Genomic DNA, 16,486 nt, shown 5'->3' with positions numbered 1-16,486 from the left:
GGGTGGGGCAACGGGGCACGGCTGCCAGCCGGAGAGTAACGGGGCTACCCGCCCTGGGCAACGCGCCTGAACGCCGTGCCGTGTGATGAGTAAATTTTCCTCAATCTCCGGTGATCGCCGCGGGCACCGGACGCCGATGTGAGCAAACCATCGTCGTCTGGCCGTCACCCGTTCAGCCAGAGCGCGAGATAGCCATTGCCCTGAACGGTGCCGGGCATTGCCGCGACCGCTCCGACCGTCTTGCCGGTCAGCGTCAGGCTGGCGTCGATGCGCCCGTCGCCGTCGATGTCGATTTGGGCGGTGGCGCCCTTATAACCGGCGGCCCCGTTCATCTCCGACCAGGACAAGGTCGACCGTCCGTCCTGCCAACCCCAGATGGTCACCGTCTCGCCAGCCTCCAGGTCCGTCACGGTGGACCAGACCGGCGCCCGCGTGCGACCGTCGACGAAGAAGGTGTCCCGCCCCGTCCCACCGGTCAGGAAGTTCGATCCCGTGCCGCCGTCCAGAACATCGTCGCCGGCCCCGCCATCGATGGCGTCGTCGCCGGCCAAGCCGTTGATGAAGTCGTTGCCGGCGCTGCCGGCGATGGCTTCGCCGGCGGCGGTGCCGATCCACTGCCATTGCAGGGAGGACAGAGGACCGGAGTAGGACGAGGCTTCCTGAAGGATGCTCTTGCCGGTCGCGCTGTCGGCCACCGCGTAGAAGGTGCTGGGCACGGTTCCGGCCTGGGCATCGGGGTTGAGGGCCAGGGTCCTGTCGCCGAAGGACAGCCGCTCGATGCTTCGCAGGGTCGTCGTGCCCTGGGAATTGGTCACGGTCACCTCGCCGTCACCGGTGTGCAGGATGCTGTAGGCTTCGGCCGGGTTCTCGAACAGGGCGGTGTCGATCCCTTCGCCGCCGTCCAGCGTGTCGTTGCCCCCGCCGCCGATCAGCGTGTCGTTGCCGGCGCCGCCGATCAGGAGGTTGTCGCGCTCGTTGCCGATCAGCAGGTCGTTGCCCGATCCGCCCACCGCGTTCTCGATCCAGCAGTCGTAGGCGATGCCGAGGGTCCGCCTCTCCAGCAGGAAGCCCGATGACCAAGCCGGTCCCAGGTCGCTGTAATGGCCGGGGCGCAGATCGATCCGCGCGTCGGTCGTCTGGTTTGCCCAGCTGATGGTGTCGTTGCCGCCGCCGTCCCAGATGGTTTCGTAGATCGCTTGGCCCGGCGCCCAGGAATAGACGGTGTCGCCGGCGTTGGTCGCCATGTTGGCGCCGTACAGGTACTGGATCGCCTGGATGTCGTTGATCATCGGCGTGGTCGCGAAGCGGTCCTGCCAGTAGCCCATCGTCGGCGACGCCCCGGCAAAGGACTTGTAGCTCATCACGCTGTAGAGCTGGCTGTCGATGCCGGTGGGGGCCGCGGGGAAGCCGGCGCCGCCGTCCTCGTGCGTGTGCTTCAGACCGAGCGCGTGGCCGATCTCATGCATGGCGGTGAGGTAGGCATAGGAACCGCTGCTCCAGGACAGGGAAGGGTCGGCGAAGGTGGTGCCGAACCAGATGTCCCCCCCTTCGGGCAGGTCGGCCGTCGTCATGATCGTGTAGGCGACCGCGGGCGACGCGCTGCCGCCGATGCGGAGATCGCCGCAGGAGGCGGCCGTGTCGGCGACCTCGGTGCAGGTGATGTTCGCCACCGCGCTCCAGCTGCCGATCGCCTGGCGGATCGCCGCCTGCGCCGTGCCGGACAGTGTCCAGACGCTGGCCGGGTCTGGGGTCGCATAGCCGTCGCGGTAGGCGGAGAGCCCTGCAACCCCGAAGGAATAGGTCAGGGAAACGCCGGAGCCGGGCGTGCTGTCCGCCCCCCATTTGTAACCCCACAACAAGGAATCGATCGCGATGGTGCCGCTCGCGGTAATCCCGGATACGGGATGCGCGTAATCAATTGCGCTCATCACTCAATTTCCTGAAATGAAGAAGGGCCGCGCGAAGCGGATTGCTCTTCATTTCAGGATGGATGAGAGACAAACAATTATTCGATTGAGCGGCTATCCAGAAGCATTCGCCGCCATAGGGAGAGCTTTAAAACGGTATTACACTGTTTCTTTTGTGAGTTGGGGCAGCGCGAGGATGTAGCTCCGCCGGATCGTGGATACCATCGGTGTGCGCCGGGTTGTCTGTGGGCACGACCGGCCGCGCCCGGGGGCACAAAGGGGACAGCGGATCGGATGAGGCCCGCATGAAGGCGGCGCCCCTGTCGCGCCCGGGGCGTCTCCACATCGCTCATCCGCTTGGCGGCACGTCCGGGGACTCTCACCCGAATGTTCGGCGTCCGCCCGGACGCGACATCCGAACGCAATGGCCAAGCGGACGGTTCGGCTGCCCCCCGGTTTCAGGCGGCTTGCGGTCTGCGTCAGACGAAGGCGTTCTCGACCAGCTCGCACAGCATATGGCCGGCGGCGATGTGCATTTCCTGAATGCGCGGGGTGTCGGAGGAGGGAACGCACAGGCAGACGTCGCACAGCTCCTTCATCCGCCCGCCGCCGGCGCCGGTCAGGCCGACGGTGCGCAGGCCGATGGCGCGCGCCGCCTCAAGGGCGGCGACAACATTGCGGCTGTTGCCGCTGGTCGAGATGCCGACGAGCACGTCGCCCGCCCGGCCGAGCCCGCGCACTTGCCGTGCGAAGACCTCGTCGTAGGAATAATCGTTGGCGATGGCCGTCAGTGCCGAGGTGTCGACCGTCAGCGCCACCGCCGCCAGCGGCGGCCGGTCGCGCAGATAGCGCCCGGTGAGTTCCGCCGCCAGATGCTGGGAGTCGGCCGCCGAGCCGCCGTTTCCGCAGAACAGCACCTTGCCGCCGGCCTGAAGGCCGTCGATCATCAGAGCGGCCGCGGCGGCGATGGAGTCCGCCTGCTCGGCGAAGGCGACGAAGTTGCGGGACGTCTCGAGAAAGGCATCGCGGACGCGGTCAGCGGGTCGGGTCATGAGGGGTTCCTGAAAACGTCGAGAGAGCGGGGCCTTCGCCCCACACCATACGATGGGGACGCCCGGCGGCGCCATTCGGAAGGATCTCAAAGGAGTCCGGCGCGCCGCCATGCCGGCAGTTTCCGGTTCAGCAGGTCGGGCAGGACCACCGCGAGCCGGTCCCTCATGGCTTCCCGACCGGTGACCGGACTGCCATCCTCGGCCAGAACGGACCGCCCGAATCCTTCGAGTGTCCCGGCCACGAAGGCGCCGAGTGCCTGAATATCCAGCGCTTGGATGTCTGGCGGTTGGCCATCCCGTTCTCCGGTCAGCAGGCCGGCCAGGACGAGGCGGTCCAGCGAGTCCGCCGCGACCCCCAGCCCGACGACCGGCGCGGCCAGATGGAACAGCGACTCATCGAGGCCCATGCGCCGGGCCACAACCCGGTTCAACCGGCCGGCCGCCGCGCGGCCCTCCTCCGGGGCCCCCACCAGGGGATGCGCCTGGTTGGAGGAGACCAGCAGCGCCAGGAAGCGCGACAGCGTGCCGAAGTCATGCCGGGCCATCTCCGGCATTGCGGCGATCTCGCCCAGGCTCGGCGTGCCGGCGGCAAGCGCGTCGAGGATCGGCAGCCCGAGCGACGGGTCGTGGCGCAACTCGCCCAGCGGCACCGGGATCGCCAGACTGGCGTCCTCGCGCGGGACCAGCAGCGTGAAGCGCAGCCGCCGCAACGCCGCCTCCGTCTCCGCCGGCGGCATCGATTCCAGGCCGCGCACGAAGACATCGCGGCGGAACACCTGATTCACCGCGAAATCGCGCACCGTTTGGGCCAAGGTCGGGTCGGCGATCTCCGCCAGGATGGCGCGCAGCTCCGCGCGCACTGCAAGGTCGTCGAAATTCTGCGGGATGGTCGCCGAACCGGCGTAGCCGAGCTTGGCGCGGGCCAGATCCTGGGCCACCTGGGCGTGGCCCAGCGGCTCCCAATGGCTGTTCAGATACTCGTGGCTGAGGTAGCGGCGGTCCTGCCCCGCCATCATGCCGAGATGCTGCCCGGCCGCGCCGTTCACCGCGAAATAGCCGGCCCCGGCCTCGCTCAGTCGGTTGAGGAAGCCCAGCGCCGCGTCGAACTGGCGGTCGCTGCGCCCCGGGTTGGCCGCCGCGTGCGCCAGGATCAGCTTCTGCAGGGGCATCAGCGGCGCCCAGCCCGGCTGGCTGTTGTAGCTGAGATAGACCAGGCCGCCCGGCTTCAGCATCCGCTCCAGGATGTCCACCACCGCCTGGCGGTTCTCCGGGCTGATCCAGCTGTAGACGCCGTGCAGGGCGATGATGTCGAATCCGTCCCCGGCGTCTTCTGCCGGTAGGCCGTCGGCGGCGATTTGCTGGAAGCTGCGCTCATGGAAGGCAACGTTGGGAAGCTCCGCCTCCTCGGCCATCCGGCGGGCGCCCGCGATGTGCAGCGGGTTGAAGTCGATGCCGGTGAAACGGCCCTGCGGGTGGGTCGCGGCCAGGATGTTCAGGGTCATCCCCTGGCCGCAGCCCAGCTCGCAATAGCGGAAGGGCCGGTCGGTGCGCGGCGGCCGGATGCCGTTCAGCAGGCAGACGTAGGAGAGATAGCCGGGGGCCAGCTCCCGGTACGCGCCGTGGGTGTAGGCGATGTCGGCGTTGTAGCCGTCGCTCCAACCGCTCATGCCGGGGTCCTTTCGGCGAGTCTTCCGTTCGCCAGGGGTTCCTGGGATGGCGTCCGTCCGGCGATCAGGTCGTCGGTCAGGGCGAGGAAGCGGGGCAGGGTGACGGTGCGCAGGTCGTAATGCTCGACGGCGGTTCGCCGCGCCCGATCGCGCAGCGTCTGCATGCGGTCGGGGTGTTCGAACACCTCGTCGATGCGCTCGGCCAGCCCGGCACCGTCGAAGAAGTCCACCAGCAGCCCGTTCTGCCGGTCGCGCAGCACCTCCTCGACCGGGATGGTGGAGGAGCCGATGACCAGGCACCCCGCCGCCATGGCCTCCAGGAAGGACCAGGACAGAACGAAGGGGTAGGTGAGGTAGACGTGGGCCGAGGAGATCCGCAGGATGGTCAGGAAGCTGGGGTAGGGCACCTTGCCGAGGAAATGCACCCGCTCCCGGTCGATGCCGGCCCCGACCTCGTCGAGGAGGATGTCTCGGTAGCTCCGGCCGCCGGGAGCGGCATGGCCGTAGCTGACCTCATCGCCGCCGACGATCAGCACATGGGCCTTGGGTCGCCGTCTGAGGATGTCCGGCAGGGCGCGCATGAAGACGTGGAAGCCGCGGTAGGGCTCCAGGTTGCGGGCGACGTAGGTGATCACCTCGTCCTTGCGCGTCAGCGTCAGGCCTGAGGGCAGGCGCAGCCAGGCGTCCGGTTCCGGCCGCACGATGCTGGTGTCGACGCCTTCGTGGATGACGCTGATGCGGGATCGCATGTAGTCGGGGTAGAGCGACCACTGCCAGCCGGTCGGGGTGTGGCCCCAGTCGGCGGCTTCGAAGCCCAGTGTGTTGATCACGTTCTTGGTGCGCACCCGTGGGCCGTCGTTCAGGGTGACCGGCAGCGACGGGTCGAAGCCGATGTCGGCCCCGGCCAGATGGTAGAAGAACTCGAAATAGGCGAGCAGCGGCACGTCCGGCCAGACGTCCTTCATGTACAGCGTTTCGCCCCAGCCGTTGTGGCCGATCATGATGTCGGGGGTGAATCCCTCGGCCTTCAGGCGCCGGCAGACCTCGTAGACACCCTGCCCGTAGATGACCGCCAGCTCCAGTTCCTGGAGATAGTGGTGGGTCGATGGCCGCGCTGCACGGAAGGGTTGGTAGATCGCGCGCTCAACTCCGGGAATCTGCGCCGGGCTGTCATGCGAGATGAAGACCACACGGTTGCCGGGCTGCGCCGCCAGATGCTGGACGATGTGCTGGTACTGGCCCGGAAAGTTCTGGTGGACGAAGAGATAATTCATTGCGCGTCGCCGATTCCGCAGAAGGCCCCTCGTGGGCCAAGTCACGTTGCCCCGCGGCCCGTCAGGCCATCGGGAAGTCCCAGGTGCCGCCGTCCAGCGCGTCCGCCGGTGCCGGTGGCCGGTACGTCCGGACCCGCAGCTCGTAGGCCTCGTCCAGGCGCCAGATGATGACGGGCCCGAAGCCGGTGCCCAGCAACGCCTTTTCCAGTGTGCGCGGCGTGAAGCCGCTGCGATGGGCCATGGAACGGTTGCCGGCGGCAAGCGCCGGCCCGAAGCCGTAGATGGCGTCGAGAGGAAAGATCGGCCCGGCTTCGGACTGGTAGAGCGGTTCGTCGATGCGGTCCTCCACGACCCGCCGGGCGACCGCCTGGAGGTCGGGCACGGCCAGAACAAGGCACCCGCCCGGCCGCAGCACGCGCAGGAACTCCCGCAGCGCCAGGGGCACCTCGTGGGGATCAAGGTGTTCCAGGTTGTGCGACGACCAGACGGCGTCCATCGATTGATCCGGGACCGCCGTCATGTCGGTCATTGACGCGACGATGTCGGGATCGGTCTTCGGGTTGATGTCGAGCCGCAGCTCCCGCCACCCCTCCGCTGGAAAGACGGTGCCGATGATGGAGATGGCCCGCGGACCGCAGCCGACGTTGAGCACGGTCCTGGGCGCGGCCATCGCCGCCGGCGGAGTGTCGGAGAGCTCCGGATGGGGCATCGGTCTGGAACCGCTCCGGATCAGAAGGGGCGCGGCTGGGTGAAGGCGCCCTGCTTCTCGACCAGACGCAGCAGGATGGCCTCCAGCGGGTCGCCGATGGCATCCGACCGGCAGGGGCTCCCGTTCTGCCCAGCGGGCGAGCGATAGCCGCTGACGAAGGCGCCCTCATAGACGCAGTCGAACCGTTCTGCCGCGGCCCCCCGCAGGCGGATCGAGAAGCCGATCAGCGGCGTGCCGAGACCGCGGCTGCCGCACATGCCGCCACCGGTGATCCAAGGTGTTTCCCAACCGTTTGCGGTCAGGCCCTTGTACTCGATGTCCTCCGGCGCCAGCCCCTTGGCCGGGGTGATGGAGAAGGCCTCGATCCACAGCCGCTGTCCAACGGCTCCGGCCCAGTTGGAATCCGTGAAGCGCAGGTCGCCCTGGCGCTGGACATGGGCCAGGATCTCCAGCCGCGGGGTATGGACGGCCGAAGCCGGTGCAGCAACCGGGGCGGCCGCGGGGGCCGCGCCCGACGGTGGAACGGTGGCGGCCGGAACGTCGTCGATGCGGGCGAACTGGAGCGACAGCAGCGCGTTGGTGCGGTCGATGTGCTTGTAGGAGCTGAGGATAACGTTGGCGGGGCCGCCCGTGACCTTGATGATGATCGTGTCGCCCGGCTTGGTCAGCCAGTTGTCCGTGACGCTGCCGATCATCTCTACGGCGGTCCCGGCCACGCCGTTAGGGGCAACGGCCAGTTGGACGCTCGGCAGCGGAAACTCGCCCGGTGCTGCTGCGGCGCCGCCGCCGCTCGTGACGATCAGGGAATAGAAGCCCGGCGCCAGGGACAGGGTCTGCGCCGTGGCCTTGATCTGGTTGGACTGAGTGGCTTCTGCGGACGCAACACTACCGATCATCGACGACCCCCCGCGGGCGTGAATGGTTGATAAATGGTGAGCAGGCCCTTCCAAATCCGTCACCAGATCGGAAGGACTGTACTCTGGCCGAAAGGAAATAGGCCTTTCGATTGCTACGCCATGCACCGCGTGAGCGTCAAGGATACCCAGGAGCATGTCGTTGATTGTCGCAGGGGCAAGTTCCGGTGGCAGAAGATGGCCGCCACCGCCATGCCGTATCCGCTCGCCGATCGCCCCAAGGTCGAAAGCGGCGACCTCCAGCCCGGCCCGCCAAGCGGTGGACAGCGCGTAGCACCAGGTTTCCGGCGAGATGGAGGGCAGGAAGGCGAGGTGGGCCTGCTGCGCCCTCACTAGGGAGACCGCCTCTTCCTCGGCGAAGCGTCCGGTTACGAGGATGCGCCCGGTCTCGAAGAGCGGCGGGTCCTCCTCGCTGAAGCCGACGACCACGAATTCCAGCGGCAGGTCGCGGGCCGCGGCGTCCCGCGCGCAGGCGAGCAGGACCTCGTAGCCCTTCTGGATGCCGATGGCGCCGATGGTGCAAACACGCCAGCGGCCCCCTGGCGGGAGAGCCGGCCGGGAGGTGGGCCGGCGGGGCGGGGACACCGTTTCCCAGGGACGCAGCTCGATGGGGCGCGGGGCGGTGTGGCGGGCTAGGCGGTTGGCAACGTCCCGTGTCGGGACGGTCACCCGGCGGGCTCCGGCAACCAGGGCGCGCGTGCGCCGGCGCAGGGCGGTCACCGTCAGGTCCGGGTCGGCACGGTCGTCCGGGTCGGCGGTGCAGCGCTCGCAGGCGGCCAGGTCCGGCTCGCCGCAGTAGCGCCCGTTGCCGTCCACCAGATTCACACGCGGGCAAATCAGCCCATAATCGTGGACGATGAGGTCGTAGGGCACGCCGAGCCGGTTCGCGAGGTCGAGCACGGCGGGATCGTGGCCGAGCGTGTGGTGAATCTCCACCGCCGCCGTTCCGGCCTGCCGCAGCACCGCCACCAGCTCCTCGAACTCGGCGTGCGTGCGGAACACCAGATCGCGCAGCTCGGGCCGGTCCGCCACCTCGATCCGGCAGCGCCGTTCGGGCGGATCGGCCGGGGGCCGGGCCTGTCCCCCGTCGGCACCTTTTCCAACCTCATCCTCGGCGGGCGGCGCGTCCGGGTCTTCACCGGTTTCCGGGGTCAGGCGCAGGACGCGCCGGCCCTCCGCACGCAGAGCCGCGACGCGCTCGGCGACGAAACGGGTGACGCCGCCCCGGCCGGACAGGGTGATCAGCAGGACGGCCGAAGGGTGCGGTTTCGGTTCCTCGGCGGCCCAGCGGGCAAGGTCCAGGCGCCGCCGTGCCGCCAGCAGCGGGTCGGCGGCGATGAACGCCTGCACCAGCGCGTCGTAGCCGGGATGCAGGTTTTCCAGCAGGCGGCCGTTGCGCGCGGCCAGGATGACCTTCTGCCGGCCGAAGGAGCGGCCTCCGACATGCGCCACGAAGACATCGGCGGCTCCCAGATGGCGCCAGCCCAGCCTCCGGGCGCGCAGGCAGAAGTCGTTCTCCTCGCCGTAGCCGCGGCCGAACAGGCGCTCCTCGAACGGGCCGGTTTCGTCCAGGCAGTCGCGGCGGATGTACATGCAGAAGCCGACCGCCGTCGGCAGCTCGACCCGGAGGCCGGCGTTCGCCGCGCGGGCCCGCCGGTCGAATACGGCAGTTTCGGTGGGGGAGGGCGGTGGCGGACGGTCCCTTCCGGAGGGATAGCTGAGGATGGTCGCGTCGTTGGACAGGGGCGTGACCGTGCCGACGTCCTGGGATGCGTCGGCGGCGGCGCGCAGGCGGGCCAGCCAGTTTCCGGCGACCAGCGTGTCGGCGTTGAGCAGGACGACGTCGCGGTCCGGATGCAGGCGCAGGCCCCGGTTGACCGTGGCCGGGAAGCCGAGGTTGCGCTCGTTGCGCAGCAGGGTGATGCGCCCTTGCTCGGCGAGAGCCGCGAGGTCGCGGGCAAGATCCGGCTCCGGCCCGGCGTCGTCGATGACGATGACCTCGTGCGGCGTGCCGTCCTCCCCTGCGGCCGCGAAGACCGACCGCAGGCAGGCCAGCGTTTCCTCCCGGCCGCGATAGACCGGGATGATGACATCGACCATGGGGGAGGGTGGCCGTCGTCGCGGCGGGTGGACAGGGATCGGCCCGACCGGCGATGGCCGGAATGGGGGGCGGCCGGGCCCTGGCCAGTGCAGAGGACTGCCGACGAGCGCGGCCTCTCCCGGTCCCGCGGTCACCTGCAGCAGGCCGGGGGTGAGGCCGCTGCCATCCAGGTCGAGCGCGAAGGCGTAGTCTCCATTCTCAATTCCATAGGCCTCAGGGGTCTCCATCGGCTGGTCGGTGGCCAGCGTGATGGAGCGGCCGGTGGAGTCGATGACCCGCACCGCCAACCGCTGCGGCGGGTCGCCCGGGCACCAAGCCCAGCCGGACAGGCGTGTGGTGCCGCCCGGCTCGTCCTTGAGCACGGCGCTGCCTTCGATGGCGGCGTGGCGGAGCGGGTGCAGAGCCCCGCCGAGGAGGGGGGAGCCGTCCAGCGTGATGGAGAGAGTTTCACTCTCGGTCTCCGGTCCCAGGGGCAGGGTGAAGCGGACGAGGCCGGACGCCGGGTCGGGCTGGCCGTGGCGCTGCAGGAAGGACGGGCCGTCGAGGACGAGAAGCGGCCCTCGGCCAGAGTCGATGCGCAGGACGCTGCCTGTTCCCGCCCGGTCCGGGCGCAGCGCGCCGACGATCCGCAGGCCGAGGTCGGCCGACGCCCAGCCGGCGGTCCCGCCGGATCGCGCGGCGTGGTCGGCGAGGTCGGTCAGCAGCGGGGCGACGCTCACGGGAAAGCGGCACAGCAGCCGTTCGACAAGCGGGAGGAAGCGGTCCATGGCGCCGAGCCGGGCCAGAGCTTGGCCGAGCACGATCGATGCAATCGGGGTGGCTGCCCGCTCGGCCACCGCCTCCAGCAGGGGGGGCACATCGCCGGGGCGGTCTGCCGCAACCAGCAGGGCGGCGAAGAAGGCTTTGAGCGCGATGTCGTTGGGCGCGAAACGCGCGCTGCGTTCGGCCCAGCGCAGGGCCTCGCCAAGATCCCCGCGCGCGACGGCGCAGCGGGCCAGCCCGGTGGCGCCGCTGATGTGGCTGCGGTTGTCGCGCAGCAGGATGCGGGCTTCCCGTTCCGCCTCGACCCAGCGGCCGTCGGCGATGGCGCGCTCCAGCGGTCCTGGATCGGGCTTCGGCGTCTTGCGGGCGCTCATCCGATGCGCCGCGTGGCAATCTGCGCGCCGGCGGGCTGACGGGAAAACGGCTCCGCACCGGCGAAACAGAGAGGCGTCATGACGTCAGGCCCTGGCCCGTGGACAGAATGGTGAGAATGCTGCGGATGCGCCTGCCGATCGCACACGACGCCGGCGAGGCTGACGAAAAGCGTCCCGGATTGCTGTGGCTAACCCTGGTGCCCGTCGCGGCGTGCGCCATGGCGAGGCGGCCGGTCCTGGGAGGCTCCATGATGCAAGCCATTCCAGGGAAAGGCTCGGTACAAAAACGGCATAAAAATGGACCTGCCGATCGCTCGGCAGGTCCATTGGGGGCTTGCAGGGGCCCTTTTATCAGACGGCGAAGTTGCTGGCGGTCAGGTTGCTGACGCCGGCAACCGTGATCTGCGTGCCATCCGACAGGGAGATGAGCGAGTTGCCGCCCGTCACCGTGACCTTTGCCGCCACCTGCGCCGCGGTGAGGCCGTAGCCCTGGACCGCGATGAGGTCGGTGCCGGCCTTGAAGTCGCCGATGACATGCTTGCCGCCGCCGAAGACGGTGCTGAACACGAAGACGTCGTTGCCATCGCCGCCGAACAGCGTGTCGTTGCCGACGCCGCCGATCAGGGTGTCGTTGCCGGCGAAGCCGCCCAGGACGGCGTTGCCGGTCTTGGAGGTGCTGCCGATCAGCAGGTCGTTGCCGCCGCCGCCGGCGATCGTGGTGTTGCCCGAACCGCCGAACAGCGTGTTGTTGCCGGCTGCGGACGCGATGGTCGAGTTGCCCGAGCCGCCGATGACCAGATTGGAACCACCGATGACGTTGATCACGGCGTTGCCCGCGCCGGCGCCGATGGTGGCGTTGCCGCCGCCCGCGATGACGGTGTCGTTGCCGGCCGCAAAGACCTGATTGTTGCCGCCGACGAGACCGATCAGGTTGTTGCCCTCACCGGCGGTCAGCACGTTGTTGCCGGCCGCGGCCACGACGGTGTCAGCGCCCACGCCGCCGAGGATGGTGGCCGAGCCGCCGTCGACCGTCGAGGTGCCCAGCAGCTGACCGCCGGAGCCACCGACCAAGGTGTGGCCGACACCCGTACCGGCCTGCAGGATCGTGCCGGCTTGGTCGTTGGCGACGAGCAGCTGGTTGTTGCCGATGCCGCCGATCAGGGTGACCGGTGCGGTGTTGTCGGAAGCCACCACGGCGCCGCCGGAAACGGTCGACAGAGCGTAGACGCCGCCAACAGTGGCGTTGACGATGGCGTCGCCGTTGAGCTTGGTGGGATCTACAAGATCCTTGTTGTTCAGAATCGCGCCAGCCAGCGTGGACGGAGCTGCGGCATTCGAGATACCACCCGTGACCGTGGTAACTGTGGACATATCAAAGACCCCCCGCAAAAGCGAATAAAACTTATGCCTACTGGTCGGATACCATCGGTAACCCCTTTTTTCAAGCTCGGAATGGTATATGTCGTTGGAGCAAGCACCTATGGGTTACTCATGTCACAGGAGGATGACCTCCAAAGGTCATGTTACATTTCTGAAAAAATCTTGATGGGTTGTGCGGGCTCCTGTGCGAGCCGGAGATGAACGGTCTTCTCCATCATTGCTTTCGGCTTCCGGAGCCTTCCGAGGAGAATGACGCGTGTGGGTCCCGATGCCGGCTTCGGCCCCTCGCCGATCGGGGGGCCCCGTTCGCGCCGCGTCCTCGCCGGTCCAGAGCGGAGCGGCCATTCCGGTCAGGTTGACAGGTCTTTGCCCCCCACCTAGCTCCGGAGCACGCCGCCGGGAAGGCCGGCCGGCGCCGTCCGGACGACAGGGGATAAGAAAGTGCCCAGCACGCTCGACCAACCGACGATCCCGCGCCCCGTCCTGGTGACCGGAGGGGCCGGCTACATCGGCAGCCACGTTCTCCATGCCCTGACCGATGCCGGAATTCCCGCGGTGACCATCGACAATTTGTCGACCGGCCGGCGCGCCGCCGTGCCGGAGGCCGTGCCCCTGGTGGAAGGGGATGTCGGGTCGGCCGACCTGCTGGATCGGGTCATCCGCGCGCATGGCGTGGACGCGGTGATGCACTTCGCCGGGTCCATCGTTGTCCCGGAATCGGTGGAGAAGCCGCTCGCCTACTACCGCAACAACATGGTCAACAGCCTGACCCTGCTCGACGCCTGCCTGCGGTTCGGGATCGACAAGGTGGTCTTCTCCTCCACCGCGGCCGTCTACGGCGCGACGGATCGCGTGCCGATCGACGAGGAAACGCCGACCGCCCCGATCAACCCCTACGGCGCCTCCAAGCTGATGACGGAGCGGATGCTGCGCGACGCAGGACCCGCCCATGGCATGCGCAGCGTCATCCTGCGCTATTTCAACGTGGCCGGCGCCGACCCGGCGGGCCGCACCGGCCAGGCGACGCCGACCGCAACCCACCTGATCAAGGTGGCCTGCCAGGCGTTGCTCGGCCGCCGGCCGGCCCTGTCGATCTTCGGTACGGACTACCCGACTCCCGACGGCACCTGCATCCGCGACTACATCCACGTCAGCGATCTGGCCGAGGCGCACGTCCTGGCGCTGCTTCACCTGCGGGAGGGCGGTGAAAGCCTGACGTTGAACTGCGGATACGGGCGTGGCGCCTCCGTCCTGGAGGTTGTGCGCACGCTGGAGGCGGTCAGCGGCGAGACGGTTCCCGCCACCGTCGCCGACCGGCGGCCCGGCGACCCGCCCCAGCTCGTCGCCGGGGCCGACCGGATCCGCCAGCGGCTCGGCTGGGTCCCGAAGCACGACCGGCTGGACGAGATCGTGCGCAGCGCGCTCGCCTGGGAGCGTTCGCTTCCAGGCTGAGCGGCCTCAAAGCCTCCACAGCTCCACGCCGCCCGGCACCGATGCGCGGTCGAGCAGGCCCTTGACGTCCATCACCAAGCCACGGCCGTCCCTCAGCAGGCCGGACACCAGACCCCAGCCTTCGGCCCGATAGGCGGCGTGGGGGACGGCCAGCACCATGGCGTCGGCCGGCGGCAGGTCCCCGCGCGGGGTCAGGGTGAGGCCGTATTCGTGCGCGACCTCGTCCGCCGCGGCCAGCGGGTCGTGCAGGGCCACCTCGACGCCGAAGCTCCGCAGCTCTGCCACGATGTCGACGACGCGGGTGTTGCGGATGTCGGGGACATCCTCCTTGAAAGTGAGCCCCAGCACGGTGACGCACAGCGGGCCGGGCCGGCCATGCCGAGCGCGCAGCAGCCGCTTCACCGTTTCCTGCGCCACATATTGGCCCATGGTATCGTTGATGCGCCGGCCCGCCAGGATGACCTCAGGGTTGTGGCCCAGCTGTTCGGCCCGGTGGGTCAGGTAATAGGGGTCGACGCCGATGCAGTGGCCGCCAACCAGCCCCGGCTGGAACTTCAGGAAGTTCCACTTGGTGCCGGCGGCGGCCAGCACGTCGCGGGTATCGATGCCCATCCGGTGGAAGATCACCGCCAATTCGTTCATCAGCGCGATGTTGACGTCACGCTGTGTGTTCTCGATCACCTTGGCGGCCTCCGCCACGGCGATGGAGGTGGCCTCGTGCACGCCGGCCTTCACCACGCTGCCATAGACCGCGGCGACGAGTTCCCGCGTCGCCGGATCGGAGCCGGAGACGACCTTGGTGATCGTCTCGAACCGGTGCTGCTTGTCACCAGGGTTGATGCGTTCCGGCGAGTAGCCGACGGTGAAGTCCCGCCCACAGACCAGTCCCGATTCCGCCTCCAGCACCGGCACGCAGTCCATTTCCGTGGCGCCCGGATAGACGGTGGACTCGTAGACCACCACGTCGCCGCGCTTCAGATGCCGCCCGACGGTGCGGCTGGCGGCCAGCAACGGGCGCAGGTCCGGACGCTTGGCGTCGTCGATCGGGGTCGGCACGGTGACGATGTGGAAGTCTGCCTTCGCCAGATCCGTCGGGTCGTCGGTCAGATGCAGTCTAACTGCCGCCAAGTCCGCATCCGGAACCTCGCCCGTGTGGTCGTGCCCTTCCCGCAGCGCCCTGATGCGGCGCGCATCGATGTCGAAGGCGACGACGGGCACGCCCGTCCGACCGAAGGCGACGGCCACCGGCAGGCCGACGTAGCCAAGGCCGATCACCGAGATGCGGCGGGAGTGGGGCATCAAGTGGGGAAACTCCTGTCAGGGGAGCGAACGTGGAAGACCGCCCCTTATACACGCCCTGCCGGCATGGAAAAGAGAGAGGAAACGGCGGCTCTTTCCCATAACTGTTTGTCCACCATCCCGGGGCGCTCCTGTCATCGCTGTTGACCCTTAGGGGCCTTTGCTTCCATCCTCGCCGAAAGGGTTAACAGACCCATGAATATCCCAGGGTGATACACCAGCGGACAGACCGACTTGAATGAGGGGCAGATCGTCCAGCATGGTTTCAGTTCCGACCTCCTAAGCAAGCTCGGGTCTTGGCTGAACGGGGCAACGTCCATTCTCAACGCTCAGCTTTGCCGGCCGGATCCGCCGGTGCATTCCACCAGCTCACGACACAGCATTGCCCGCCCGCGCAACGGCTCGCACCGAGGACGACGAAATGACCGTAGCCGATCCCCAGGATCGATTTGCGTTTGGAAAAAACTGGCAGGGGTTCCTCGACCATCATTTCACCGAGGAGCGGGTGACCATCGCCCAGAAGCATCTTCTGGATTTTCTTCGCTTGCCCGACTTGCGAGGCAAGACCGTCTTGGACATCGGATCGGGCAGTGGCATCCATTCGCTCGGCATGTGGCGGGCCGGGGCGGAGCGGGTGATCAGCTTTGATTACGACCCGAATTCGGTGGCCGCGACACAAGCCCTGCACGCCCGGTCTGGAGCGCCCCGCAACTGGACCGTGACCCGAGGCTCCGTGCTGGACGCCAATTTCATGGCTGGCCTTCCGAAGGCCGACATCGTCTATTCCTGGGGAGTGTTGCACCATACCGGCGCGCAATGGACGGCCTTGCGCCACGCTTGCGGCCAAGTGGCGGAGGACGGCCTGCTGTACATCGCGCTGTACACGGCAGACGCTTACATCCGCCCCACACCCGAAGACTGGCTGCGCATCAAGAAAGCCTACAATGCAGGTGGCTGGCTGAAGAAGCGGTGGATGGAACTGGACTATATCTGGTTCTTTATGGCCCGCAGGTCACTATCCGGGTTGCTGAAGGTCCCTGGCATGGCCCGCTCCTACCGCCAGAGCCGGGGCATGTCGATGATGGTGGACCTGCGCGACTGGCTGGGCGGCTGGCCTATGGAGTTTTCCACCCTGCGCGAGGTGCTAAGCCTCTGTCAGGATGAACTCGGCTTCAGTCTGCGTCGCCTCGCCTCGGACGAGCCCAACAGCGAGTATCTGTTTGCCCGCCGACCCGAACCAGGGGATTTGACACCGGCCGTACGGGAGATCCGTTCGCTCGCGGAACTCTCCGAAAGCCGGCCGCTGTATGTCTATGGCGCGGGGCTGGGCGGGGACTTGCTTCTGCCCTTGCTGGAGGACGCGACCAATCAAACGGTCTCCGGCCTCATTGACAAGTTCAAATCCGGAGAGAAGCACGGCCTGCCCATCCTGAACCTCGAAGAGGCAGTCCGGACCTTGCCCAAGGACACGCCCATCGTCGTCAGCCTTGCCCAGTTCGGCGCCGTCGCCGCGGATCTGGTGAAAGCCGGCTTTACAAACGTGATCAACGCCAATCCCGTGGTCGTCGAGCAGCGGCGCCGGCTGGGCATTTAAG

General features: G+C 68.1%; 10 protein-coding genes. 2 read left to right on the top strand and 8 right to left on the bottom strand.

The genetic code is table 11. From position 1 onward, the window contains the following. Positions 1-164 precede the first annotated feature (164 nt). From DXK32_RS20520 to DXK32_RS20490, 7 genes are all read right to left on the bottom strand, one after another. Complete coding sequence (locus DXK32_RS20520) at positions 165-1,928, bottom strand: M10 family metallopeptidase (RefSeq protein ID WP_205215779.1); 1,764 nt, start codon at positions 1,926-1,928, stop codon at positions 165-167. A gap of 458 nt (positions 1,929-2,386) precedes the next feature. Next, the gene (gene gmhA / locus DXK32_RS20515; protein WP_114860200.1) at positions 2,387-2,959 is read right to left on the bottom strand and encodes a D-sedoheptulose 7-phosphate isomerase; all 573 of its coding nucleotides are present in this window, start codon (positions 2,957-2,959) and stop codon (positions 2,387-2,389) included. Positions 2,960-3,045: 86 nt separating this feature from the next. Then, positions 3,046-4,626 carry a class I SAM-dependent methyltransferase gene (locus DXK32_RS20510; protein ID WP_114860199.1) on the bottom strand — a complete coding sequence of 527 codons (1,581 nt, stop codon included), beginning with the start codon at positions 4,624-4,626 and terminating at the stop codon, positions 3,046-3,048. Further along, the gene (locus tag DXK32_RS20505; protein WP_114860198.1) at positions 4,623-5,900 is read right to left on the bottom strand and encodes a glycosyltransferase family 4 protein; all 1,278 of its coding nucleotides are present in this window, start codon (positions 5,898-5,900) and stop codon (positions 4,623-4,625) included. Before DXK32_RS20505 ends, DXK32_RS20510 begins: the two co-directional genes overlap by 4 nt. A gap of 61 nt (positions 5,901-5,961) precedes the next feature. Then, positions 5,962-6,609 (bottom strand): class I SAM-dependent methyltransferase, encoded by a 648-nt coding sequence (locus tag DXK32_RS20500; protein ID WP_247877254.1) that lies wholly within the window; start codon positions 6,607-6,609, stop codon positions 5,962-5,964. Between the two features lie 20 nt (positions 6,610-6,629). Then, the gene (locus DXK32_RS20495; RefSeq protein WP_114860197.1) at positions 6,630-10,760 is read right to left on the bottom strand and encodes a glycosyltransferase; all 4,131 of its coding nucleotides are present in this window, start codon (positions 10,758-10,760) and stop codon (positions 6,630-6,632) included. 351 nt (positions 10,761-11,111) lie between these two features. Continuing rightward, on the bottom strand, positions 11,112-12,131 hold the full coding sequence (locus DXK32_RS20490) for a calcium-binding protein (RefSeq protein WP_114860196.1): 1,020 nt from the start codon (positions 12,129-12,131) through the stop codon (positions 11,112-11,114). Positions 12,132-12,581: 450 nt separating this feature from the next. Here DXK32_RS20490 and galE point away from each other — a divergent pair, with 450 nt between their 5' ends. Beyond that, positions 12,582-13,592 carry a UDP-glucose 4-epimerase GalE gene (gene galE / locus DXK32_RS20485; RefSeq protein WP_247877253.1) on the top strand — a complete coding sequence of 337 codons (1,011 nt, stop codon included), beginning with the start codon at positions 12,582-12,584 and terminating at the stop codon, positions 13,590-13,592. Positions 13,593-13,598: 6 nt separating this feature from the next. On the opposite strand, the gene DXK32_RS20480 is transcribed toward galE, so the two are convergent. After that, positions 13,599-14,891: a nucleotide sugar dehydrogenase gene (locus DXK32_RS20480; RefSeq protein ID WP_114860195.1), complete on the bottom strand. Its 1,293-nt coding sequence runs from the start codon at positions 14,889-14,891 to the stop codon at positions 13,599-13,601. Positions 14,892-15,312: 421 nt separating this feature from the next. Here DXK32_RS20480 and DXK32_RS20475 point away from each other — a divergent pair, with 421 nt between their 5' ends. Then, the gene (locus tag DXK32_RS20475; protein WP_114860194.1) at positions 15,313-16,485 is read left to right on the top strand and encodes a class I SAM-dependent methyltransferase; all 1,173 of its coding nucleotides are present in this window, start codon (positions 15,313-15,315) and stop codon (positions 16,483-16,485) included. Position 16,486: the final 1 nt, after the last annotated feature.

The sequence above is a fragment of the Azospirillum brasilense genome (genome assembly GCF_003349955.1).
Classification (GTDB): Bacteria; Pseudomonadota; Alphaproteobacteria; order Azospirillales; family Azospirillaceae; genus Azospirillum; species Azospirillum brasilense_B.
This window is presented reverse-complemented; position numbering and strand designations above follow the sequence as displayed.